General features: G+C 42.2%; 19 protein-coding genes. 10 read left to right on the top strand and 9 right to left on the bottom strand.

Annotation, left to right across the window (positions count from 1 at the left end; all coding sequences use genetic code 11):
• Positions 1–70 precede the first annotated feature (70 nt).
• The 4 genes from B6N13_RS14125 to B6N13_RS14110 all read left to right on the top strand — a co-directional run bounded on the left by B6N13_RS14125 (position 71) and on the right by B6N13_RS14110 (position 5269).
• On the top strand, positions 71–1240 hold the full coding sequence (locus B6N13_RS14125) for an extracellular solute-binding protein (protein WP_169459725.1): 1170 nt from the start codon (positions 71–73) through the stop codon (positions 1238–1240).
• 96 nt (positions 1241–1336) lie between these two features.
• On the top strand, positions 1337–3526 hold the full coding sequence (locus tag B6N13_RS14120; RefSeq protein WP_211172875.1) for an iron ABC transporter permease: 2190 nt from the start codon (positions 1337–1339) through the stop codon (positions 3524–3526).
• A gap of 14 nt (positions 3527–3540) precedes the next feature.
• Positions 3541–4599: an ABC transporter ATP-binding protein gene (locus tag B6N13_RS14115; protein ID WP_169459724.1), complete on the top strand. Its 1059-nt coding sequence runs from the start codon at positions 3541–3543 to the stop codon at positions 4597–4599.
• Complete coding sequence (locus B6N13_RS14110; RefSeq protein WP_169459723.1) at positions 4592–5269, top strand: HAD family phosphatase; 678 nt, start codon at positions 4592–4594, stop codon at positions 5267–5269. The genes B6N13_RS14115 and B6N13_RS14110 overlap by 8 nt, the downstream gene beginning before the upstream one ends.
• A 412-nt stretch (positions 5270–5681) precedes the next feature.
• Here the strand turns inward: B6N13_RS14110 and B6N13_RS14105 are convergent, their stop codons facing one another.
• From B6N13_RS14105 to B6N13_RS14085, 5 genes are all read right to left on the bottom strand, one after another.
• Positions 5682–7118 (bottom strand): amidase family protein, encoded by a 1437-nt coding sequence (locus B6N13_RS14105; RefSeq protein WP_169459722.1) that lies wholly within the window; start codon positions 7116–7118, stop codon positions 5682–5684.
• Positions 7119–7191: 73 nt separating this feature from the next.
• Entirely contained in the window at positions 7192–8436 is a 1245-nt protein-coding gene (locus tag B6N13_RS14100) for an MFS transporter (protein ID WP_169459721.1), read from the bottom strand.
• 13 nt (positions 8437–8449) lie between these two features.
• Positions 8450–9391 (bottom strand): transporter, encoded by a 942-nt coding sequence (locus B6N13_RS14095; RefSeq protein WP_169459720.1) that lies wholly within the window; start codon positions 9389–9391, stop codon positions 8450–8452.
• 84 nt (positions 9392–9475) lie between these two features.
• Positions 9476–10444: a helix-turn-helix domain-containing protein gene (locus tag B6N13_RS14090; RefSeq protein ID WP_012070873.1), complete on the bottom strand. Its 969-nt coding sequence runs from the start codon at positions 10442–10444 to the stop codon at positions 9476–9478.
• 238 nt (positions 10445–10682) lie between these two features.
• Positions 10683–12125, bottom strand: a complete 1443-nt coding sequence (locus tag B6N13_RS14085) for an NAD-dependent succinate-semialdehyde dehydrogenase (RefSeq protein ID WP_211172874.1) — start codon at positions 12123–12125, stop codon at positions 10683–10685.
• Between the two features lie 617 nt (positions 12126–12742).
• On the opposite strand from B6N13_RS14085, the gene B6N13_RS14080 reads away from it, so the two are divergent.
• The 3 genes from B6N13_RS14080 to B6N13_RS14070 all read left to right on the top strand — a co-directional run bounded on the left by B6N13_RS14080 (position 12743) and on the right by B6N13_RS14070 (position 15932).
• On the top strand, positions 12743–12973 hold the full coding sequence (locus tag B6N13_RS14080; protein WP_169459719.1) for a hypothetical protein: 231 nt from the start codon (positions 12743–12745) through the stop codon (positions 12971–12973).
• Between the two features lie 327 nt (positions 12974–13300).
• Positions 13301–14224: a LysR family transcriptional regulator gene (locus tag B6N13_RS14075; protein ID WP_072838344.1), complete on the top strand. Its 924-nt coding sequence runs from the start codon at positions 13301–13303 to the stop codon at positions 14222–14224.
• Positions 14225–14585: 361 nt separating this feature from the next.
• Entirely contained in the window at positions 14586–15932 is a 1347-nt protein-coding gene (locus B6N13_RS14070; protein ID WP_169459718.1) for an aminotransferase class I/II-fold pyridoxal phosphate-dependent enzyme, read from the top strand.
• A 175-nt stretch (positions 15933–16107) separates the two neighbouring features.
• On the opposite strand, the gene B6N13_RS14065 is transcribed toward B6N13_RS14070, so the two are convergent.
• Together B6N13_RS14065 and B6N13_RS14060 are read right to left on the bottom strand one after the other, a co-directional pair.
• On the bottom strand, positions 16108–16860 hold the full coding sequence (locus tag B6N13_RS14065; protein WP_072838342.1) for a helix-turn-helix transcriptional regulator: 753 nt from the start codon (positions 16858–16860) through the stop codon (positions 16108–16110).
• Between the two features lie 90 nt (positions 16861–16950).
• Positions 16951–18879: an FAD-dependent monooxygenase gene (locus tag B6N13_RS14060; RefSeq protein WP_169459717.1), complete on the bottom strand. Its 1929-nt coding sequence runs from the start codon at positions 18877–18879 to the stop codon at positions 16951–16953.
• Between the two features lie 170 nt (positions 18880–19049).
• Between B6N13_RS14060 and B6N13_RS14055 the strand changes: the two genes are divergently transcribed.
• Entirely contained in the window at positions 19050–20057 is a 1008-nt protein-coding gene (locus B6N13_RS14055; RefSeq protein ID WP_169459716.1) for an MsnO8 family LLM class oxidoreductase, read from the top strand.
• A gap of 79 nt (positions 20058–20136) precedes the next feature.
• On the opposite strand, the gene B6N13_RS14050 is transcribed toward B6N13_RS14055, so the two are convergent.
• Entirely contained in the window at positions 20137–21726 is a 1590-nt protein-coding gene (locus B6N13_RS14050; RefSeq protein WP_169459715.1) for a GMC family oxidoreductase N-terminal domain-containing protein, read from the bottom strand.
• Positions 21727–21964: 238 nt separating this feature from the next.
• Between B6N13_RS14050 and B6N13_RS14045 the strand changes: the two genes are divergently transcribed.
• Both B6N13_RS14045 and B6N13_RS14040 read left to right on the top strand, forming a co-directional pair.
• Positions 21965–22255 carry a hypothetical protein gene (locus tag B6N13_RS14045; protein WP_169459714.1) on the top strand — a complete coding sequence of 97 codons (291 nt, stop codon included), beginning with the start codon at positions 21965–21967 and terminating at the stop codon, positions 22253–22255.
• A gap of 21 nt (positions 22256–22276) precedes the next feature.
• The gene (locus B6N13_RS14040) at positions 22277–22915 is read left to right on the top strand and encodes a helix-turn-helix domain-containing protein (protein WP_169459713.1); all 639 of its coding nucleotides are present in this window, start codon (positions 22277–22279) and stop codon (positions 22913–22915) included.
• 23 nt (positions 22916–22938) lie between these two features.
• On the opposite strand, the gene hpaR is transcribed toward B6N13_RS14040, so the two are convergent.
• Positions 22939–23361: a homoprotocatechuate degradation operon regulator HpaR gene (gene hpaR / locus B6N13_RS14035; protein WP_169459712.1), complete on the bottom strand. Its 423-nt coding sequence runs from the start codon at positions 23359–23361 to the stop codon at positions 22939–22941.
• Positions 23362–23433 lie beyond the last annotated feature (72 nt).

The raw sequence follows: 23433 nt of genomic DNA, 5'->3' as shown, positions 1-23433 counted from the left end.
TTTTTTTGATTGGATCTGTCAAAGTCCTTCTTCATCATAGAACCCTAACAATAATAAATGGAAACGCAAAATGCATAATACAAAACAAATCCCTTTCATGACTGTGCTTGGTCTAACTAGCTCAATTCTTGCTGCCAATGTCTATGCTAGCGACGTTGATTACTCTTACTTAAAGGGTATTTCTGGCGATATGCTTTCTTATTGTGGTGCTGAGGAAGTTGCCTGTGCAGCCGTCATAGACGCCTTTAATAGCAAGGTTGCTGAAGTGAATGGCAATAACGATTTTCAGGCAAAGTTCATTCGTATCAGCACCAGTGAAATTATGTCTCGTCTAAAAGGTGAGTTAGAAAAATCTGCCCGCGCAGCTAAGCAACGATGCAAATCTAAACAAGCTAGTGAACTCGAAGCTTGTAAAGAGTCTGTTTACAAATCCAAAGTGGATATCGCTTTTTATGGAACAGATGACCCGTATAAAACAGCATTACAAGACGACTTGTTTGCCCAGCATAAGTACCCATTGAATGAAAATATTCAGCCTTGGGCGCAAGATATTACGTTCAAAAGTGATAATCGCTTAGGCGGTCTTTATATGGGTGTTTTAGGTTTGGCTGTGAACACTGAGTTGTTGGAAAAATTGAATCTCCCAAAACCTATGTGTTGGGCAGATTTAGAAAAAGATATATATAAAGGTCAAGTTGTTGTGGCTAACTGGAATACATCTGGTACGGCTTATAAGTTCGCGGCGAGTGTTTTGCAGGCTTACCATGGTGATATAGATAAAGGGTGGGATTCTGTTAAAAAGATCCACCAAAATGTTAGTCAATATACTAAGTCTGGATCTAAAGGCGTGAAAATGGCGGCGTCTGGAGAAACTTTGATAGGCATTGGCTTCGGTCATGACATTGTTGGTTTGATCCAACAAGGTTTTCCAATCGAGCTAGTGGTTCCTTGTGAAGGTACCTTATTCGAAGTCGGTCCAGTTGGTATTGTTCGTGGCGCGCCAAACAGAGCCGCTGCAGAAGCATTTACTACCTTTCTGTATGAACCTAGTACACAAGAAATTTTGGCGACGGTTGGTTCATTACAATTCCCATCTAATAAGAATGCGGCATCACCTAAAGGATCTGAGGCAGTTAAGTCTGCAAAGTTGATAGCATCGGATGATCGTTTTTCAACAAAAGAATACAAAGATGCGATTATTTCGAAATGGACCAACGAAATCTTTCCTATCTCTAGATAAGACATTGCTTCCAAGGTACTTCATGTGTCTTGGAAGCCATTATCGAACCTATCGTACTCTCAATACTGGAAGCTTTTTTCTTCCGGAGGAATTAGTTTGAAACACTTTCATCGAAATACTCTCATCATAGGTCTTGTTGGCATTTTGTTGATTCCTTGGTATCGACTCTATGGGAATTTTTGGGCATTTGAATGGCTTTCATTAGACTTTTTTTATAATGAAGATAATGCCCCACTTATCTTTCAAATTTTTGTTTTCAGTAAAAGCTGGTTGTTACTCGCTGTCGGTCCGTTTTTGTTTTACGGATTACATCTATTGTCTTCTAAATCGAATGAAGTGCGTTTTAAACGACTTTCTTATTACCAGTTGTATTATGGTTTAGTCGGTGTCTTTGCAGTCATCTTTCAGTCATTGTTAGTTGGAGATTTTGGTGTCAATTTTGAGTGGGCTAATGCTTTTCTATCTGAAGACGCTTATCAAGTAGGTACTGGTGGTGGAACCCTTTTGCTTATTCTGAGTTATTTGCTTTTGATTGCGAATGGCCTAGCGTATCGCGGTTTTATGAAAGGTGATGTTTTTTCCACTTCTTGCCTAATAATCATTATTTTTCTAGTGTCCGTTTTTGTCATTTTCCCTGTATTGAATATCTTGATTCGTGCGTTTTATGTTAATGAGGTTGGTTTTTCGCTAAACGCTTTTATTGATAGATTCGCGATTGCTAATCTATGGAGCCTTGATTGTAGACCAAGCTCTAATTCAATCTGTGGTTCAGCATGGTCAACGCTATTCCTAGCTGTTATGACAGGTTTGAGTACTACTATTCTTGGGTTGGCATTCGCCTTAGTGGTTACAAGAACCAATTTCTTCGGTAAAAAATACCTTGGCTTTTTTAGTGTTCTTCCAATGATCACTCCTCCTTTTGTTGTGGGTATGGCGCTAATTTTACTACTAGGCTCTTCCGGCATTATTACTGAATGGATTGAATCAGTCTTTAATGTGGAATTGGGGGGCTGGATATACGGCTTTTGGGGAATATGGATAGCACAAACCTTATCTTATACTCCAATCGCTTTTTTAGTGTTGATTGGTGTGGTCGAGGGCATTAGTCCTTCTATGGAAGAAGCCTCTCAAACTCTGGGAGCAAGTAATTACAAAACGTTTTTCACGGTTTCCCTACCACTCATGCGTCCCGGTCTTGCTAACGCTTTTTTACTCGGTTTTATTGAAAGTATGGCTGATCTTGGTAATGCATTAGTGCTCGGTGGTGATTATCAAGTGTTGTCCGCGCAAATCTTTTTTGCGGTGGCAGGAGCTTCGGCAGATGACGGTAAAGCAGCGACATTAGCCATCGTTTTGCTGATGTTTACATTGACGACCTTTTTTATCCAGAAACGATGGGTAGGAAAAACCAATTACAATACGGTGACGGGTAAGGGGGATGGCGGTCGCTATTGTGATCTACCAATTCATGTTAAGTATTTCTCACTTGGTGTGGTCATTCCGTGGGTGTTATTCACCTTAACTGTTTATGCCATTATTTTGTTAGGGGGCTTTGTTGAAACATGGGGCGTTGATAACTCTTTCTCTTTGAAACACTATGTGGATGCTTTCAGAGTTGAGTTTGTTAATAACGCTTTTGTCGCAACCGGAGTCGCTTGGGACTCATTGATAACGACAATTGCACTCGCTTTGATTGCCATGCCATTGACTTCGTTTATTGGTCTTTTAACAGGGTACCTATTATCGAGAGTAGATTTTCCAGGAAAATCTTATTTTGAATTCGGTACCATGTTGAGTTTTGCTATTCCTGGCATTGTTATTGGTGTCGCATACGTCATTGCGTTTAACCAAGCACCGATCGATTTAACCTATACAGCGCTGATTATAGTCTTGTGCTTTGTGTTTCGTAATATGTCAGTTGGTGTTCGCTCCGGTATTGCATCGTTATCACAATTAGATAAAGGACTCGATGAAGCCTCAATTACCTTAGGTGCAACTGGATTTAAAACACTCCGAAAGGTCATCATGCCATTAATGAAACAAGCCATCATATCGTCCATGATTTACAGCTTTATACGGTCAATTACGAGTATTAGTGCGGTGATATTCTTAGTCAGTGCAGAATTCAATCTTTCCTCGGCTTATATTATTGGGCTTGTTGAGGCGAATCAGTTCGGAGTGGCAATTGCCTATGCAACGGCTTTGATTGTCATTATGAGCATTGCCATTGCTTTGATGAAATTACTGGTCGGTAACAGAAAAGTTTTCCTTAGAGCACAAAAATAAAAAGCAGGTTTGTCATGAAAAACAATACATCAGTTTCTTTTAAAAATGTCGTTAAAACATTCAATGATACTCAAGTGGTTAAGTCTATCAATTTTACTATTGAGTCTGGAAAGCTTGTCACTTTATTAGGGCCATCAGGCTGCGGTAAAACAACGACTCTAAGAATGATTGCTGGTCTTGAGTTACCCACTTCCGGTGAGATATTGATCAGTGGTCAAGACGTAACGAAAGTGTCTGCTTCTGGTCGGAATGTCGGTATGGTGTTTCAATCCTATGCATTATTCCCGCACATGACCGTCATGCAAAATGTTTGCTATGGTCTCAGCAACCGTAGAGAAGACAAACAAAATATGCTTGAAAAAGCACATAAAGCCCTGTCTACAGTGGGTCTTGAGCAGTACAAAGATCGATACCCAAGTGAACTATCAGGCGGTCAGCAACAGCGAGTTGCAATTGCTCGTTCCATTGTTATCGAACCAGACGTGCTTTTGTTTGATGAGCCTTTGTCAAATTTAGATGCAAAACTTCGACGCCAAGTCCGACAAGACATTCGCGATCTACAGCAAAAAATTGGAGTTACGTCTATTTATGTAACACATGACCAAGAAGAGGCGTTGGCAATTTCGGACGATATTATTGTCATGTGTGATGGCGAAATTAGCCAGATTGGCTCACCTGATGCTCTTTATAAACAACCTAAGAATGAATTTGTTGCACAGTTTATCGGAGATGCGAACAAGTTGTCAGGTTCTCTAGACTCAGTAGGTGAAGATAAAGTTTTTAATGTAAATGCTTTTCCGCTTTTCCAATATGAAGGGCCAAAAGGTGCTGGAGAAAATGTTGCTTTTATAAGGCCAAATGCTTTTAAAATTTTAAGAAGCGATCACTCTTCAGCGTATGCTTTGCCTGTGACGGTTATTTCTTCGGTGTATTTAGGAAGTCATACCGAATATAAAGTAATGACTCCGTGGGGGGATTCTTTATTTATGATCGATTACAGTTTTGATGAACCTATCGCTAATCAATCTAGTATCTTCATTGAAATTGATAATCGCGGAGTGTCCATTGTCTAGAATAAATGATGCTCGCAATAATCAAATCATTGCTTCTAAGTATGACGCTGTCTTATTTGATTTTGATGGTGTCATAGCCGACTCAGAAATAATGCATTTAGCAACCAAAAAATACGCTCTAGATACTTTTAATATACCTTATGATGATGACGTTTTGATGTCATTTCAAGGTCGTCCAGAAAAGGTATTTTTTGATTTTTTCGCGAAAAAGTATGATGTATCTTCAGAAAAATTGTTGAAAATAAAACGTGATAATTATACACAAAGTTTATCTTTGATCATGCCAATAAATGGTAGTGTTGAATTTATGAAACAGTGCGCGCAGAACAAGGAAGTAAATATTGTTACATCCTCTATTCGAGGCGATGTTGAGGATTTTATCTTACGCAATGCCTTGTCGGCTTTTATAAGGGAGATCATATCATCAGAAGATGTTATTAATCATAAACCTAATCCCGAACCCTATATTACGCTTATTCAAAGAAATCAGCTTATTGATAAGCGATGTTTGGTTATTGAGGATTCGCCCAATGGTATTGTTTCGGCAAAAGCGGCAGGTTGTGATGTGGTGGGGTTAATAGGACAGTTTAGTGAGCATGATTTATTGAAAGCGGGGGCAGATTTTATTGTCAGTAGTTTTCGGGATTTACATGCAAAAATTATTTGGTAACAACAGGATGTTCATACATTAAGGTTTTTGGCCTGATTTTCAAGCTTAGCTATGGGATGAACCCAAACTCGCCTTTAATGCACTACATTTAGTAATGTTAAAACATTATATTAAATAGTCATTTCAGAATAATGGCGTTTCAAGTATGAAGCGCCATATTTTTCTGACCTACCGATGAAACAACTATTTGAAGCCATCTTTAATAGCTTTATCGACGTAATGATTGGGCTGACCAGCAAGGTTGTGAACACCAAAAAAACTTTCCTTGACCTTGATTTTAAGGTATCTGCAACTGTTATCAGTTGTGGGATCTTCTATGCTGCTTGCGGCCTCATGGACGGTTTTTGAGGAAAAAAGACCCCGAATGAATCGTTCGGGGTTTAAAGGGCAGTGAGTTAAAATCAAAAAAAGGTCATAGGCAAGCGTTTACTTTTGGTCTGTTATTGAACCAAGGTTGTGCTAGTTCGAGTTGGGCAGCAAGTGAGAAAAGGGTTTCTTCGTCACCAAAGCGGCCAGAAAAATGTGCGCCAATGGGTAAACCTTGTTCTGTCCAGTACAGTGGCACTGACATGGCGGGTTGCCCTGTGGCATTGAAGAGACAGGTGTAGGGGGAGTAACTGTGGTAATGCTGAATAAGGTCATCGGCAGACTTGTTTTCATCGATCACATCCAAAGTACCAATCAAGACGGGTGGTTTGGCCAGTGTTGGCGTCAGAATCACATCATATTCCGTCATCAGATTAGCAAAGCGGCGACCTAGTGCATGCATGGATTCAATGGCTCTTACATATTGAACCGCACCAATGTTGCCTTTTTCTCGGAGCATAATGCGGGTATGAACCTGCAATTCATCTAGAGAAACGTCTTTACCGCGCATTTGTCCTAAGAGTTCAACATAGTTTCTTGTGTTGGTGCCAATGATGTCGAAGCACTGGTCAAAGAACTGGTATAAATCGACAGGTAATTCGGCTTGAGTTACCTCGTGTCCTAAGCTTTCACACAATTTTGCGGCATGCCTTACTGCGGCTAAAGATTCTGGTGAACTAGGCCAAGGATCCATACTTTCTACCAGTGCGATACGCAATGGGCGTACTGGTGTTTTGGTTGCATCAAGAAATGACATGGATTGACTAGGTGAGGCATAGGGCGCCCCAAGATCCATTCCCGCAGTGAGATCCATTAGAGCGGCGCTGTCACGTACCGAAAGAGAAATGGCATGAGCTGTGCCGAAGCCTCCCCAACCTTCACCCGTTAATGGGCCACTTGGCATACGGCCACGAGTTGGCTTCATACCAAATAGACCGCAACATGAAGCAGGAACTCGAATGGAACCGCCTCCATCATTGGCATGAGCAAAGGGCACAACGCGTGCAGCGACCAATGCGGCAGAGCCACCGCTAGAACCACCACTACTATGTTTTGTGTTCCATGGATTACGGGTTGGTCCAAAGCGAGTGGATTCTGTGGTGTAGGATGCGCCAAATTCAGGTGAGGTACTGGTACCAATAAAGGTACAGCCTGTTTTGCGTAAACGGCTGACAAGATTATCGTCCATTCCTGGGCGGGCTTCGCCCAGTGCGTTTGAACCATTGGTCATGCGGGCTTCTGCTACAGGAGCAAATAAGTCTTTTACAAAGGTTGGAACGCCAGAAAATAAACCTTCATGTGGTGTTGCCTTGCGTGCAGAGTCATAAAGCGTTTCCGCAATCGCATTGATTTCCGGATTCACTTTTTCAGCGCGTTCTATGCAGCACTCTAGTAATTCCTCGCTTTTGATCTCACCTTTTTTAACGAATTCGGCAAGATCTATTCCATCATGCGAGTCGACTAAGTTATGTATGTCTTTCATAAAAAAATATCCACTTTAAAAGGGGCAACATTGCGTTGCCCGGTTAAGGTTTTATCTAGGATAAAGAGTGTTTCTAGGATAAAGAGTGTTTCGATTCTGGGCTGGTGCTTTTATTGCTAAGAAAAAGACTGGATATCACCCAAAGAACAGCAACAACAAGGCCTGCAATAGCAAGGTTATAAATAGTGCCGCGAAGGTCTGAGCCTGTAGTTAAAATAATGCTCACGATAATTGGGCTGACAAACTGACCAAGATACAAGCTGGATGTAAAAATACCCAAGCCACGTCCACGTACTTTTGCTGGAAGGATATTCATTGTTGCCGCCATGATATTTGGTACCATGAGACCGGCACCAATGCCTTGAATCGTGACTGCAAAAAGCACTTGCTGATAAGTCGCTGCATTAGACAATAGCCATAATCCGGTACCAACCAAAGTAAACAGTATGGCATTACAAAGATTTAGTCCGAATAAACGACGTAATACCGGCCAAAGAATGGAACCTATTAAGGTCGCCAGTAAGCTTAGTCCTGCGGACATGCCAATTTCTGTGGTGGATGTCACTCCCATTTGAACCAGTAAAGTTGGCGTTTGAATAGGAACCACAAAGTTCAGCACCATACCAAATAGGATCATTAGATAACTGATGATAAGCGGAAACATAGCGGTTTTTTCTGCTGAGGCTGGCGCTTGTGCAACGACTTCCGCTTCTGGTGATTTTGACTCTTTACTTGGTTCCCATAGCACTTTGACCATGAAAGGGATCAGCAATAAAGGCAGTAAATACAAGTAGAATGGAATTCGCCAAGAAGACTCACCGAGCATTCCGCCAATGACAAAGAAGATAGAACCAATCAATCCAATGGCGACGACCTGAAGGTTGATAAATTTCATCCTTTGATCGCCATGCCAATAGTCGGCGATTAATGTCGTACAGCAGGTCATTATGGCGGCTTCAGCGCAACCGAAAAGAAGTCGGGAGATGACAATACTATGCAGATCACCTAATAGAGCAGGAACAAAGCCAAACAGGGCATATAAAAAAGTAGCAATAATAAGTAATTTCTTACGTCCTGCTTTATCGGCCAATAAGCCAGCTAAGGGAGCAAAAAGAGCTATGGCCAAAGCGGGGCCAGCTATTGCTAGCGGCACGAGCGTTGCTGCATCTGGCGTTATTGGTCCAAATTCTGCGCCAATTTTAGGAATCATCGGTGCCACCATGACGGACCCCATGATAGTTAAGCTACTTCCAAGTACTAATACGATACCTTCCTTGTTACCTGATGCTTGTCTAGAGAGTGCATTATTATTCGACATAGGAGATTACCTTTTAGAATGATTGAGAAATTCTTAAAGCTAGGTTGTAACCTTGAGATCGGTTATACGTTCTAAACTCTTTGTAGGCATGGAAAGAAACCATGGGTAATCCCGGTTTAAAGTAGGTTAATGCTGGTCCTGCGGCTAAGGTTTCCGCACGATTGCCATCGGTGATAGGTTGGCCTGAATAGCCTGAATAAGTTTTGTCATCAGTTAGCTGACGGTAGTAATAGCCACCTAAGCCTAGGGTCCACTCATTGACGTGTTGCCCAACGGCAAATTCATGACGATATTCGATACCGTTTTTATAGTCTGTGTCTGAGTTTTTGGTATTAATGTCTAACTCAAAGCTGGAAGAGACTTCAAAACCTGTATTGGAAATATAGCTAACATTATAAATCGGAGAGAAAGCCCAATGGTTCAGACCTGGGGAAACAAGGCGGTTCTTGTCGTAGTCTCCTGTAGGTGCTTGAATTTGAAATTGGGCATTCATGGCCAAGTTTGGAGACAAGGTCCACTGTAATATCAATGGCGTGATCTGCAAATCGGCTTGTCTTGTAACGGATGCGCTGCGATCAATTGAAGCAATGGGGATTTTTAGTGATGCGTCCATACTAAAGAACGGTACAACCGTACTGAAGCCATATTTAGCGCCAAAAATTTCATGGTTGGTCATTTTCACATAAGCTAAACCAAGGCTTAGTACGTCGAGTGAAAAGTCAGTACCATTATCATTGCCAGTCGCATTTCTGTTTGAATTAGAGCTGTAGTAGGCGGTACGTAAACCAAAGGCACCAATATCTGTTGCTGGTGGCATGAAGCCTGCGCCAAAGTCATATACGCCCATTGCGGTTGTTGGAGCACCGTTTTCGGTTGCTAATGCCCAGCCGGGGAAACCTAATAAGGTGGCGCTTCCCACAGCAGTTAGTAGTATTTTGCTTTTTAGTGTTTTCATTTTTTGTTCCCTATATGTAATTATTTTGTCTTTTCACATTACATAAGGGGGCAAAAAAGGTGTTATCCGAAATTGGCAAACATTCTATTGTTTTCTTTTAATTGTGTCGGAGGGCAGCTCGCCAAAGAGTTGCTTATAGTCGTTTGCAAAGCGGCTTAGGTGTAAAAATCCCCATTTTGCCGCTATGTTCTGCACTTGTTTAGTGCCATCTTGCATTAATAATTCCCGATGTGCGGAATTTAGACGAATGGTTCTAAGGTAAGTGACAGGGTTGATGCCCAATGTTTCCTGAAAACAATATTGAAGCTTTCTACGACTTGCTCCCACTGCATTACACAAATCAACGATAGAAGGGTTATCGTTAATGTTGGCTAATACATAGTCTCTTGCTTTATCGACGATACGCTTGCGCGCTAAAGACGTTAAATATTGGACTTCTTCTTCATTAATCAGCTCAAGCAAGTTTTGCAATAAAGTGTCTCGAATGCCTTTTCGAATCGCCTCATGTTCTAACAGAGGTTGAAGGTTATTTGGGGTCATGACCGTTTTTAATAAGGTCAGTAGTTCATCCTGATTGCCTATTTTATCGAGCTGATAACAATGGGCGCTATCCGATAGATCAAGAATGATATTTTGTCGATCAAGGGCATTTTGCAAAAGGTCTTGCGAAGCGTTAATGCAGATGACGTCTAGGTTTGCTGGGGTTTTAAGTTCAGGTAGATTTCGCCAGTTAGAAACCAGTAAATTTGAAGGCGTGAAAATATGACCTTCGCAATAGAGGTTCTCAGCGGCGGGGGCTAAAGGCAAAGTAAACATAATGGTGTCAGGTATTGATTCACCACTTTTGATAATGGCCTGATTAGACTTGTCCCGAATTAACTGCATGCCAGTTAAGTTGAGTTCAGTAATGCTTCCTGCAAATTGACCTGCGGATATTTGGTCATATCGAACCTTCCATCCCGACATGTTTCCTGCATGTTCTTCAATATCAATCGTCTCTTTAAAAGAAAGAGGGGATTGAGGTTGAATTTCAAAAGCACTATTTTGGAGCATATTTTTTACCCTGAATAATTTTTATTTGAACTTCTTAATCGGTTAATGCAAGGCACGTACCTATAAAAAGCGGGTTAAAGTATTTTGCTAAAAACGGATACTCAATTTTATGTGTTGGAGCGTCGTTACACCTTTGGTAGTACAAACCTTTCGTCTTGTTGGTAATGTGGATAGTGGCTAGGTGTCTGGCCACTATCCGTCATTTTGCTTAGCTTTATCTAGAGTATAGGTCTAAATGCTAAGCAATGGAGCTACAGATGTACTTCAATTCTAGATAATCTTCGATGCCGTACTTAGAGCCTTCACGACCAAGACCGGATTGTTTAACCCCACCGAAAGGCGCGACTTCATTGGAGATCAAACCTGTGTTATGACCAACCATGCCGTACTCTAGCGCTTCAGATACGCGAATCATGCGAGCATGGTCACGGGTAAAGAAGTAAGCGGCTAAGCCAAAGATAGTGTCGTTGGCCATCGCAATGGCTTCTTCTTCTGTATCAAATGGGAAAAGCGGAGCAAGGGGGCCAAAGGTCTCTTCTTGAGCAACATTCATATCTGCAGTTACACCCGTTAATACAGCGGGCTCAATAAATAAACCACCTAAACGCTTGCCACCATGAACCAAAGTCGCGCCTTTGCTGACAGCGTCTTTGATGTGTTCTTCCACTTTCAGAATGGCTTTTTCTTCGATCATTGGACCAATGTCTATGCCTGCTTCTGTGCCATTACCCACTTTTAGGGCTTTGACCTTTTCCGTTAGTTTGGCGGCAAAGGCATCGTAAATACCTCGCTGAACCAGAATTCGGTTTGCACATACACAAGTCTGACCGGCATTACGGTATTTAGAGGCCATGGCGCCTTCAACCGCTTTATCCAAGTCGGCATCGTCAAAAACGATGAAGGGCGCGTTGCCACCTAATTCAAGGGACACTTTTTTGATGGTGTCTGCGCATTGAGCCATCAGTAAGCGACCAACTTCGGTCGAGCCGGTAAAAGACAGTTTGCTAACCACATGGCTGTCAGTGAGTACCTTACCAATTTTGCTTGCTGAGCCTGTGACTACTTGGAATACACCCGCTGGGATACCTGCACGTTGTGCCAATTCTGCCAATGCTAACGCGGTAAGTGGGGTTAAATCGGCAGGGCGAACAATCATCGAACAACCAGCAGCCAACGCAGGAGCCGCTTTGCGTGTGATCATGGCCGCCGGAAAGTTCCACGGTGTAATGGCGGCGGTCACGCCAATAGGTTGACGAATAACCGTCAGTCGTTGGTCTGCTCGTGGTGCGGGAATGGTGTCGCCATAAATGCGTTTGGCTTCTTCTGCGAACCATTCAATAAAAGATGCGGCATAAGCAATTTCACCTTTGGCTTCCGCCAGCGGTTTGCCTTGTTCAGTGGTCATGAGTAACGCTAGGTCATCGGTGTTTTCAATGATTAAGGTAAACCAACGGCGCAAAATAGCCGAACGTTCTTTGGCAGGTAAAGCGGCCCATTTCTTTTGGGCGATTTTAGAGGCTTCGATTACCGCAGGGATTTCTTCAGGAGAAAGGTGAGGAATCTCGACAATGGTTTTCCCCGTCGCTGGGTTGGTAACAGGGTGGGTGGTTTTGGCTTTTGCTTCAACCCACTCACCATTGATTAAACAACGAGACTTAAGAAGGGACATATCCTTTAACATGAGTATCACCTATATATTGGGTAATTAAATAAAGTGAGATCGTTACACAACAATGTAGCACCAAGGCATTCGTCTTAGCCTAGTTCACCATATCGTGAAACGGTCTCAAAGTAAGTTATTCTTGTACTAATACCTAGCTATTATCAAATCTTCATCGATCAAAGTAAATAGGTTAACATGTTAACTAATTTTATTTGATAAAAAGATCGTTCTTTGAATACGCCTTTAAGTTATGTCTTCCATTTTATTCGTTCCTTCTAGTCTGGCTCAAGCTTGTCGCGGTTAACTCATGCCGCTGTTGGTTGCTTATGAATTTCCCGCACAGAGCTTATGAGTACGACTCATTTCTCAGCGAGTAAGCAGAGTTTTACTCTTTAGGTTCTTCCTTATATTTCATTATAAAAATAATCCCTTGGAGGTTCTAAGTGAATAACGAAATTCGAACGAGCGCCAATGTGAATGTTTGTAATGATCTCAATATAGGGCGTCGGCTCATGGATATCTACGGACTAGCAAGATGCTCTGAAGCCCTGCCTGAAATATGACCGAGTGCATGTTAAGCAAAACCAGTTAAGCCTTGTTTCTATCCATATAAAAACCTAAAAGAGGTAAGAAAGATGAAGCTCACCAATATCCTGAAAGTGGCGACGTGTGCTGCTGTAATGACGATGCCAGCATTCGCTTTAGCTGATTGGCAGCCGAATGGCTCAATCACATTAGAAGTTGGCTTTGGTGCTGACGGTAGCACCGACACCTTGGCCCGTGCGATTGCGACTCAAGTGGAAGAAGACACTGGGTGGAATGTTATTGTAAATCGGCGAACTCCGCGGTGGGGGGCGCCAGCTTGATTCCTTGGTCCACGGTTTGAGCTTGCCTTAGGCCAAACTGCGACTATTCTTCATGGGGATATCACGAATTTCATTAATCATCCGATTGCTGCTGTCTTGTTGCTTATGTCAGTTTTTTCAATTTACTGGCTAGGAATTAGATCCTCAGTTAAGAGTAGGAAGCAACAAGAAGACAATAAAAGCTAAAATTGGGTTTAACCCGAATTGAAGCGCAGGGTACTTTCTATCAGTGTAAAAGGCGTTTTTAATGTGTTTTGGTATCCAGTGGTTTCGCTACAGGCAAAGTGATATTGTTCAACCTTATTTCTTTTTCAGAAAGAGAGTTTTATGGAGCGCTTAAACCTCAACCTGTTGCGAGCTTTAGCGGTACTGCTTGAGCAGCGTAATGTGACAGGTGCCGCAAAAATCTTGCACTTGACACAATCTGCTATTAGCCGACAGTTGGCACAGTTGAGGGAGTATTTTGGCGACCAACTTCTGGTAAGAGAAGGTAATGATTATTTACTGACGGCGATGGCCCAACAGCTAAAGCCCAGATTGCAGGATTTGCTTAATCAGATTGATAACTTGCGTCAACAGGAGGCTTTTGACCCTTCTTTGTGCCAGCGACGTTTTACGTTTGCCTGTACCGATTATGTCGCCAACTTTATTTTTCCTGATATTTTGTCTTCTCTGCACCAACAACCCAATCAAATAGATTTAATTTATAAAACTTGGCAATCAGATTGGTTAGATAGCTTGGGTTCAAAACCAATTGATTTTGTCGCTACCATGATTAATCAAGTTCCAGATAATCTTTATGGTATTCATTTAGGCCGTGATGAACCTGCTTTGTTGCTGCACAAAGACCATCCTTTATTACAAAAAAGTGATCTCAGTCTAGAGCAGCTGCTAGCGTATCCGTTTGTTAGTATTACCATTGGTGGCGATAAGGATAGTTTCTTTGATATAGAGCTAAGTCGCTTGCATAAACAAAGGCGCATTGCGTTTGAGGTGCCTTTTTATACGTCCGCTTTTAAGGTGATCGCGAGTACGGATATGTTGTTGGTCGCACCTAAGCACATAGCGTTAAAAGCAAGTGAAATCTATGATTTAACTCATGTAAGTTTGCCAATGGATAATATCCCTGAACATAATTATTACGTGCTCTGGCACAGTATCCATCAACATGACAGCGCTCATAGATGGCTTCGGGAAATTATCGCTGATCAAATATGTCGTTCTATTTACTCACCTAGAGGCATAACGTAATTCTATCTTATTGATTTCTCAATCAGTCATTCTATCTGCATTCATACAGAGCGGATTATTGGTCTTGCCTCTCCATTACGCTAAGCCTTTATCTGAGCTCGGCAATCCTGAACTCGGAAATCAAGTTATTGGAATGAAAAAAACTATCAATAGCAAGGTTGACCAACAGCTTGATGTCTAAAAACTTTAAGAAGGCTGCGCATATGAATTTTCTGCACAGAACTTGTGAGCATGAATCATTTCTCAGATGGCCTGCACAGTCTTACTCTTACTATTCTTCTTCATCAGGTATGAGTGTCTGACCTTTTGATATGACAGTGACTACGCCTACCTGCATTGCAACAAGATTATAGGAAACAACATGACTATAGAAATGCAAAGTATCGGAATTTTAGAAAAAGCGATGCATAAATTAGCCAAGGGCTACACAGATCTGCCTGAGTTTCAGACGGAATACGATCAACAACGTGCAGAAGACGTTTTGTTATTAGCAGCAGAAAGAATGTGGGATAACTATCCTTATCCACATCCACTTTATGCAGGACAAATGCTGAAGCCTCCTCATCCTGTTGCGCGCATGGCTTACATGATGGCCATGTGGATCAATCCAAATAATCATGCTTTGGATGGAGGTAAAGCCAGTTCAGCCATGGAAAAAGAAGCGGTTGCTGGAATTGCTAAAATGTTCGGTTGGCAAGAGCATTTAGGACACCTTACAGGTGGTGGAACACTTGCGAATTTAGAGGCTTTATGGATTGCTAATCAGGTGCATCCGGGTAAGAAAATTGTTGCTTCACAACAGGCGCACTACACCCATAACCGTATTTGTGGTGTGCTACAAATTCCTTTCGAATCGGTCGCGGTAGATGACAACGCACGTATGGATGTTGCGGCCCTAGAAGAAAAACTAAAGCAGGGGGATATTGGTACTGTTGTAGTGACGCTAGGTACCACGGCAGTGGGTTCGGTTGATCCGCTACCAGAAATACTGGCATTGCAAGATAAGTATGACTTTAGAATACATATCGATTCGGCTTACGGCGGTTATTACAAGTTGGTCGATACCTTGCCGTCTAACGTTTGTGATGCGTTTGCGTTAACACATCGCGTTGACTCCATCGTCATTGATCCCCATAAACATGGCTTACAGCCTTATGGGTGTGGTTGTGTCATATTCAAAGACCCAGAGGTGGGACGTTTTTATAAACACGATTCACCTTATACTTATTTTAGTTCAGACGAACTTCATTTAGGTGAAATCAGTCTCGAATGTTCTCGTGCTGGAGCTTCGGCTGTAGCATTGTGGACTACTATGCAAATGTTCCCGTTGGACGTTGGTGGTGAATTTTCTAATGGTTTAGCGAGCTGTCGTCGCGCGGCGGAAGCGCTTTTTTCTCGCTTAGCACAGGATGATCGCTTCATTACGCCACTTGTACCAGATATGGATATTGTGATGTGGGCACCAAAAGCGATGAGTACGAGTGAAATCTCAAGGCTATCTGAAGCGACATTTCATGCAGCAGAAGAACAGCATTTGTATTTGGCTACCTTTAGTTTTCCATCTTATTTGATAAAAAAAGCATATCCAGACGTGGTAGTTGATAGTGAATATACGACTTGTCTACGTTCCTCTTTGATGAAACCTGAGCATGAGGATTGGTTAGATTTAATTTGGTCTATTCTAGATAAAGTTCAGAACGAACTATAACCCGTAAAATAGGTTTAAATGGCATGCAGGAAGGTTATGTTTGAGGGTATAACCACCTGTATGCCAATCGGTAGGCGTCTTTCAGTTTGCGCTTTACTCTGCCAGCGGCTATGCAGTTGCAATCTATTCAATTGATGTGTCTACTTTGCGGGAATGGAGGGTTGTTCGTCCTTAATCAGATAAACCGAACTAACTCAGACTTGCGATTGATTCTTAGCTTTTTGAATGCTCTTTTTTTATAAGTGATGACTGTTGATTCGGACAACTCAAGATGATTACCGATTGATTTTGCTGTATGGCCTTGAAGTATCATATTGCAGATTTGAGATTCGCGTTCAGAAAGGCCGGATGCCAGTAGAGATTTAATCGTTCCGCGTTGTTTGCGTTCATCTCGAAAATGTTTTAACAACAATGAACCTATTAGGGAAGATATCGATTTCAGCGAGTCAAGTTGTTCTTCTGCAAAGCTATGTTCTATTTTGCTGTAAAAGTTGATGTAAAAGATATGTTGGCTTTTTCGGTCCATCACTACAAATGAAAACTTAGTATCGAAGTTAGGAACATTAAAAAATCGCTGCCGATAAACGGGAGGAAGCTTTCTTTTCTCGAGTAGACGACACGATGCCACGTCCATTTGGGAAAGAAGTGACTCTTTTAATTCTTTTAGCATAATGTCATCTAAATAGGCACCGTCCAAATACAGTGAAGCCAGCTCTACCCCCAGGTCAGGGTGTTCTATATTGTGTGCTAGGCGGCAGGTTGCATAATCGCCATTGGGGGAAAACTCAAACACCATGTATTGATCGACGTGAACAAGGTGTTTCATCATCTGAAAAAATCTAGGGTAAAATTCACCGCTACCAAGCTTGTCTATGCAGCCAGCAATCTGTTGGGATATATCCGGCCAGATATCTCTTGAGTTATGCATATACTCTTTAAACTGCCCAATGTTGTGATTTAAGTTAGTGTCTCTATTAATTCATCATTTAAGAGACACTTCAGAGTATTTATTCTTATTTTAGGAAATCATGAAACCATCAAAAAAATCACTCAATTCATCAAAAGCATTGAGAGGTAATATATTAGCAATATGCTGATCTGGACGTACTACAACCATACAGCCGTTTGAGCGATTGATACCACGTTGCTCAAATATATCGTTACCTTCTTCTGTATGGAACACCTTTTCGTAATCTCTTAGCCCGTATTTTCCTTTTGCTGGCCATAAGAAATTAGGCATATTTTCTATGGATAAATCTTGTTGCTGAAAGACAGCATAGATATCAATGACAGAGTCAATGTCGCTACTGCTTGAGGTGTATTTTCGGACAGGAGAAGATTCAGAGCGATCTAGAAAATCTATAAGCTTGTACGAATCTGAAGTGGTATCCATTGGATTTTGTTGATTTCCAAAAATGAAAATACGCCAGCGACCATCTGCTTTATTCAGATGTCCTAAATGTTGTCGTCTACCATCTGCAACTCGAATGGCGGTTGCTGAGTGGAAGCGTTGGCCTATGATAAATCCGGTCGCCAAGTCTTGATGTGTGTGCCCTGTACAGATAAATGAAGCGTCATATTGAATGGAGGTTCCGGCAATAAAACCGTTTTGTCTGGCAATGAATTCTTCAATATCAGCCGTATTGGTCTTGGCTTGTATAGCACCGGACTTAGCAGTAGGTCGAGTTGCCACCAGACTGGACATTTGTTTATCTGCATTAATGAGTTGTTGCGCCACTTTTCGTCTTTCCGAAGAGTATGTTTGTAGCAATTTAGGCTGACTTTTGCCCAATAAAACAGCTGCTAGCTTCCACCCCAAGTTGAAAGTATCTGGTAGTGAGGTATTTAGTCCCCATCCACCTTTTGGACTGTGTGTATGGCAGGCGTCACCTGCAACAAATGCACGAGGAATCAAACCTTCTGAATTATCAGCAGGTGTATCATCAAAGCGATCTGCTACTCGTTGACCAACCTCATAGATAGACCACCAAGCAACCTCTTTAACATCCATTTGATAAGGCGTCATAATGAGTTGTGCTTTTTCAATAATATCTTCAATGGTAAGGTCAAGATGAGATGCTCTTTGATCTTTCTCCAGCAGGCCGAGTTCTACATATAGTCTGACTAGATAACCACCTTCACGGGGAACGAGCATTACGGCGCCGTTTTCTTTTGATTGGATAAAGCACTTCACTCTGATATCGGGAAAGTCTGTCACTAATAAAACATCCATGACTCCCCATGCTTTGTTGGCTGAGTCACCTTCTAGCATTATTGATAGATTTTTACGGACTGCACTTCTAGCACCATCACAACCTACGACATATCGCGCTTGGATAGTCTCGACATTGCTTGATTGTGACATGTCGTGGCGTGCGAATTTTGCCGTAATAGGGTGGGCATTCAAATCTTGAGTAAGATTAGGGTCAACATGCAGCTCAAGTAGCCGACGATTGTAATGGGGAACAAGTTTCGTGATTGAATTTTCCATGCCTTCAAGTAATAAATCTTGCAGACGAGCTTGATTTACAACCCCATGGGAAAATTCGGAGAGCCCAATTCTTGCGTCAGGAACTTTGTGAGTACGTTTTATGTTCTCTGGTTGCTTATCATCCGGCTCCCAGAAAGCATTTCTATTAAGCTGGTAGGTTTCCTTAACAAGCATTTCGCTACAATTAAATGCTTCCATGATTTCCATTGTGCGACAAGATATACCATCTGCCTGACCAAATAATAAGGGGCCGGACTTAAGTTCAACGATGCAAGTTGTAATATCAGAAAACTCCGACAGTTGCCTTGCTAAGGCTAGTCCTGCAGGGCCACAGCCCACAATTAACACATCGACTTTTTTGGGCAAGTCAACAATAGCTGGTGGAGCAGCAGGTAGTCGTACGGAATCTGGAACTTGATAGTTACCGGGCTTAAAACCATTGAGGTGATATTGCATCATATTATCCTTTTTTCTTATTAGTTGGCTGGTTCGTTTACTGATGAGGTAAAGAGTACGTGGATTAGCTAATGGGATATGTCATCTAAAAATGGGGGCTTAGTGAAACTTCATCAATCAGAATAAATAAGTTAACATGTTAATTATTTTTTTAATGATGAGAGCGATCTATGAAGATAAAATTGTCCGTTGTGGACCAAACACCAGTACATGGCTCCCATAATAAAAAAGCGGCTCCTTCATTAACCGTGGAGTTAGCAAAGTATTGTGATGAATGGAATTACCATCGTTATTGGGTTGCGGAACATCATGATAGCGTGCATTTTGCTAATCCTTGTCCTGAGATCTTAGTGGCTCATTTGGCCAGTATTACTAAACGCATCAAAGTCGGCAGTGGCGGCGTGATGTTATCTAATTATAGTCCGTTAAAAGTGGCTGAGTGCTTTGCCATGTTGGCCTCACTTTTCCCCGGGCGTATCGACCTTGGGGTTGGGCGTGCACCTGGTGGTTCGGCGATGACATCCGCCGCTTTGGCCTTTCCAAATAAAGCGTCGAGTGGTCAGTTTTATGCAGAACAAGCGGCATTGCTGGAAAGTTTTATTCATGGCTCTTTTGAGGAAGACCATCCTTTTGGCGCGATACATGTGATGCCAGAAGTCGTTGATGTGCCCGATTTATGGATGCTTGGTTCCAGTGGTGGCAGTGCAGAGTTGGCGGGACAGCTGGGCTATCATTTGGCTTTGGCTCGATTTATTGATTCTGAAAATTGTCATCCGCGTATTTTTGACGCGCATCAGAAAACGTGGCAACAGGCTGGGCATGAACGTCCATTACAAAGGATGTTGGCTATTGCTTGTATTTGTGCAGAAACAGGAGAGGAAGCCAAGCTCAGAGCGGGAACGGCGGTGTATCGTAAATTTGCCACTCAAATAGGTCAGCGGGAAGACTTTTTAACACCAGCTCAAGTTCGTGATAGATATCGCGATATGCCTGTCTCTCATCAAGCCTTGTTTGATCGAATTGAAGCCAGCTATACCATTGGTACACCAGAACAATGTTGGGTTGAAATGAATGACCTTGCAAGGTCATTCAACGTTGATGAAATCTCTTTAGTAACGGTTACCCATAGTCAAGCCGATCGTCTAGACAGTTACCGTTTGTTGGCAAACAACTTATAAGCTCTAGTACTCACCATGACGTACAAATAAAAACAGGCTGTGAAAACCGCCTGTTTTTGATGATGATGGCTCTTGTTCGTTATTCTTCGTTGAGGATAAATTCAGCGCAACGTTCTGCGATCATAATCGTCGGAGCATTGGTATTCCCCGAGATAATAGTTGGCATAATAGAGGCATCGCAGATACGTACTCCTTTGACACCATTAACACGGAGCTTAGTGTCGACAACAGCTTGTTCATCAGAGCCCATGCGGCAAGTGCCAACAGGGTGGTAGACGGTTTTAGCATGGCTGCGAATGTGGGCTTCGATTTCAGCATCTGAAATATCTTCTTTGGCGGAGGGACGAAGTTCTTCGCTGATCAGTTCTGCCATGGCCGGTGCCCGTATAATCTTGCGGGCCAATTTAACACCACGGATAAGCGTATCAACGTCGTCACGATGTGATAACGCACCACTTTCGAAAATCATTGAATCTGTTGGGTTTGCACTGCGTAGTCGGGCGAAACCTCGGGATTTAGGACGTAAGAAACAAGGGTTGATGGAAATGCCGTGACCTTCAATGGGCTCGCGGTCTACGTCACCAACCAAAGTAGGCAGTACATGGAATTGAATATCAGGACGGCCACAGTTGCTAGTATCCACAAAGCCACCAGACTCAACAACGTTAGAAGTCAATAAACCTGTTTTAAAACAAGTCCACTGGAAACCATAGGACAGTGCTTTGAGGCCTTTATCGCTGCCAAGTAAGCTAATTGGATGTTTCGCTCGACCATAGATACTGACTTCTAGGTGGTCCTGATAGTTTTCGCCCACTTCTGGAGAGTCGTAAAGCGTTGATATGCCGTGTTTAGATAACTGCTCTTTTGGACCAACCCCCGACAGCATTAATATTTTGGGTGTGGATAACGCGCCAGCGGCTAGGATGACTTCTTTCTTCACCGAAAGTATTTCTATTTTGCCGGACTCATTACGCAACTCAATACCTGTCGCGTTGTTATTAGCATCAAAGATGATCTTGTTAACGTAACATCCTGTGCGGATTTCTAGGTTTGGCGCGTTCTCTACCTCGTTGAGGTACGTTGCAGCGGTACTACCACGACGACCATCAAAAGTCGTGGTGTGATAGAAGCCAATTCCATCTTGTTTTTCACCGTTAAAATCATCGTTATAAGGGATGCCCGTTTGTTGTGCGGCTTTTAAAAAAGCTTGGCTGAGGGGGTGTCTAAAACGAGTGTCGCTTACACGCAAAGGGCCATTCGTGCCGTGAAATGGCTCGCTTAGACGCATATGGTTTTCTGAGCGTTTAAAGCTTGCTAGGACATTTTCCCAACCCCAGCCATCGCAGCCGTTGCGCTCCCATTCATCGTAATCTTCTTTCTGGCCACGGATGTAAAGCATGGCATTGATTGAGCTACCTCCACCGAGTGTGCGGCCTTGTAGCACATAGGTTTTTCGGCCGCCAGCGTCGGGTTGGGGTTCGCTTTCATATATCACGGATCGCTTTGACCCAATAACACGAATGAAAGTGGCAGGCATTTGGACGAATATAGAATCGTCTTTTGGACCATCTTCCAGCAAAACTACTTGAAAACCTGCTTTTACAAGCCTGTGTGTTACGGTGCAACCTGATGAGCCACCGCCAACGACGATGAAATCAATGGACTTCATGAGTAAACCTCTTGCTCTTATTCTTATGTTTGGGTGTTGATATGGATGAGGATAGGGCTTTATTGAAAGAGAAAATTGATCTCATCAGACGGGGGATTTGACTCAGCAGGACATTTTGCCAAGACACGTAGCTGTCAATTTAGTTAACATGTTTACTAAATATTTGGCTAGGGTTATGATCCAAGTGACATCATTTTAGATATGCATCCTTAAAAACAAAAACTACATTGAGGGATTTATGTCATTTTCAGGACAAGTCCGAGTATCTACTCGAGATATAGATCTTATGTCTCGACACCATTATTGGGAAAAAGCCGTTAACCAGTATGTGATTCATATTGATTGTCCTGTGTCGTCAGATTCACCACTGGAGGCGGAATTACGACATTCTCACGGTGATATCATTAATGTGAATTATATTGAGGCGAATAGGCACTCTGTGCAACGCAGCCGTATTGATATTGATGAAGATAGCCGCGATGGTTTCTTCGTTTGTCTAATGACAAAGGGGAATGGTTATTCATATTAAGGTGTAAATTGCGCGAGTCATATGCCAGGAGATATGGTCATTTATGACACTGCAAAACCTTATGGACATGGATTTCCCGAGAATATGGGAATGTATGTTTTGGATGTGCCGCGATCTATTGTGGAGCGGGAGTTAGGGGTTGTCGATGGCCTTATTAAAGTAGATCGCACTTTGCAATGTGGTACTTCGTCAACAAGTGCAATTTTCAAATTATTAGAGAGTAACCCCGTTAGCCATCATGCTTTTCAATTAAAAGCAGAAGAGGTGATGCATCATATTCAAGTACTGTCTGGATTACATGGCGCGAAGTTCAATCAGAAAAATCGACATTTATTGTTTTTCAAATGCAAAGCATTAATCGAACAACATTTAACCTCACCGGATTTGAATGCTGAAATGATAAGCAAACAATTATCCGTGTCTTGTCGTCAAATATCTCGAGCGTTCGCAGCTCATGGTATGACGATGAGCCGGTATGTTTGGCAATCAAGGTTGCATAAAAGCCGTGAAGATATATTGAATTTGGATAATTTGAGTATCACCGACATCGCTTATAAGTGGGGATTCAATCACTCTTCACATTTTAGTCGAGCCTATAAGCAGTATTTTAATGAGTCTCCTCATTTAACCAGACAACAAAAAAGGCAGAATCTTGTCTGAGAACTGCTTATTATCAGGATTGCTTAGCTTTCTAGAGCAATAATATCGCTCAACAGTCGGCTAAGTTCTTTTAGTTTGTCTTCCCCTAGCTTTTCGATGATGCGTTGGTAAGCGGCATCCACTTCTGGACGGAACTCTTTAACAATTTTCATCGCCATAGGGGTTAAAGAAAGCAAAGAGATACGCTGATCCGTTGGTGATTTTTTGCGAATGATAAAGCCATCTTCTTCAAAGCGCGTAATAATTCGCGTCAAACTTGGGCTAAGAATGCAGCATAGATGAGCCAGTTGTTTAGCCTCTAGTTCTTCATGATCATTTAAAACCCGTAAGACTCGCCATTGTTGTTCGGTAAAACCTGCCTTTTGCAGTACAGGTCTAAAAAAAGTCATGGATGATTCACGTGCTCTTAACAATTGCAGTGTTAGGGAGTCTTCTAATCTTTTCATGTAATCTCGATAATTCCTAAAATATGATTTTGATAGTATCAAATACGTTTCATAAATAAATGCTAGCGCACA

The organism is Marinomonas sp. UCMA 3892, from assembly GCF_012726345.1.
Classification (GTDB): domain Bacteria; phylum Pseudomonadota; class Gammaproteobacteria; order Pseudomonadales; family Marinomonadaceae; genus Marinomonas.
Note: the sequence above shows the minus strand (reverse complement) of the source record. Positions and strands in the feature narration are given on the sequence as shown.

Coding starts and splice junctions, on each gene's coding strand:
- B6N13_RS14045 (WP_169459714.1), top strand. CDS start 21,965: ATGTCATTTTCAGGACAAGTCCGAGTATCTACTCGAGATATAGATCTT.
- B6N13_RS14125 (WP_169459725.1), top strand. CDS start 71: ATGCATAATACAAAACAAATCCCTTTCATGACTGTGCTTGGTCTAACT.
- B6N13_RS14055 (WP_169459716.1), top strand. CDS start 19,050: ATGAAGATAAAATTGTCCGTTGTGGACCAAACACCAGTACATGGCTCC.
- B6N13_RS14075 (WP_072838344.1), top strand. CDS start 13,301: ATGGAGCGCTTAAACCTCAACCTGTTGCGAGCTTTAGCGGTACTGCTT.
- B6N13_RS14040 (WP_169459713.1), top strand. CDS start 22,277: ATGCCAGGAGATATGGTCATTTATGACACTGCAAAACCTTATGGACAT.
- B6N13_RS14070 (WP_169459718.1), top strand. CDS start 14,586: ATGACTATAGAAATGCAAAGTATCGGAATTTTAGAAAAAGCGATGCAT.
- B6N13_RS14085 (WP_211172874.1), bottom strand. CDS start 12,125: ATGTTAAAGGATATGTCCCTTCTTAAGTCTCGTTGTTTAATCAATGGT.
- B6N13_RS14065 (WP_072838342.1), bottom strand. CDS start 16,860: ATGCATAACTCAAGAGATATCTGGCCGGATATATCCCAACAGATTGCT.
- B6N13_RS14080 (WP_169459719.1), top strand. CDS start 12,743: ATGAAGCTCACCAATATCCTGAAAGTGGCGACGTGTGCTGCTGTAATG.
- B6N13_RS14060 (WP_169459717.1), bottom strand. CDS start 18,879: ATGCAATATCACCTCAATGGTTTTAAGCCCGGTAACTATCAAGTTCCA.
- B6N13_RS14050 (WP_169459715.1), bottom strand. CDS start 21,726: ATGAAGTCCATTGATTTCATCGTCGTTGGCGGTGGCTCATCAGGTTGC.
- hpaR (WP_169459712.1), bottom strand. CDS start 23,361: ATGAAAAGATTAGAAGACTCCCTAACACTGCAATTGTTAAGAGCACGT.
- B6N13_RS14095 (WP_169459720.1), bottom strand. CDS start 9,391: ATGAAAACACTAAAAAGCAAAATACTACTAACTGCTGTGGGAAGCGCC.
- B6N13_RS14115 (WP_169459724.1), top strand. CDS start 3,541: ATGAAAAACAATACATCAGTTTCTTTTAAAAATGTCGTTAAAACATTC.
- B6N13_RS14105 (WP_169459722.1), bottom strand. CDS start 7,118: ATGAAAGACATACATAACTTAGTCGACTCGCATGATGGAATAGATCTT.
- B6N13_RS14090 (WP_012070873.1), bottom strand. CDS start 10,444: ATGCTCCAAAATAGTGCTTTTGAAATTCAACCTCAATCCCCTCTTTCT.
- B6N13_RS14100 (WP_169459721.1), bottom strand. CDS start 8,436: ATGTCGAATAATAATGCACTCTCTAGACAAGCATCAGGTAACAAGGAA.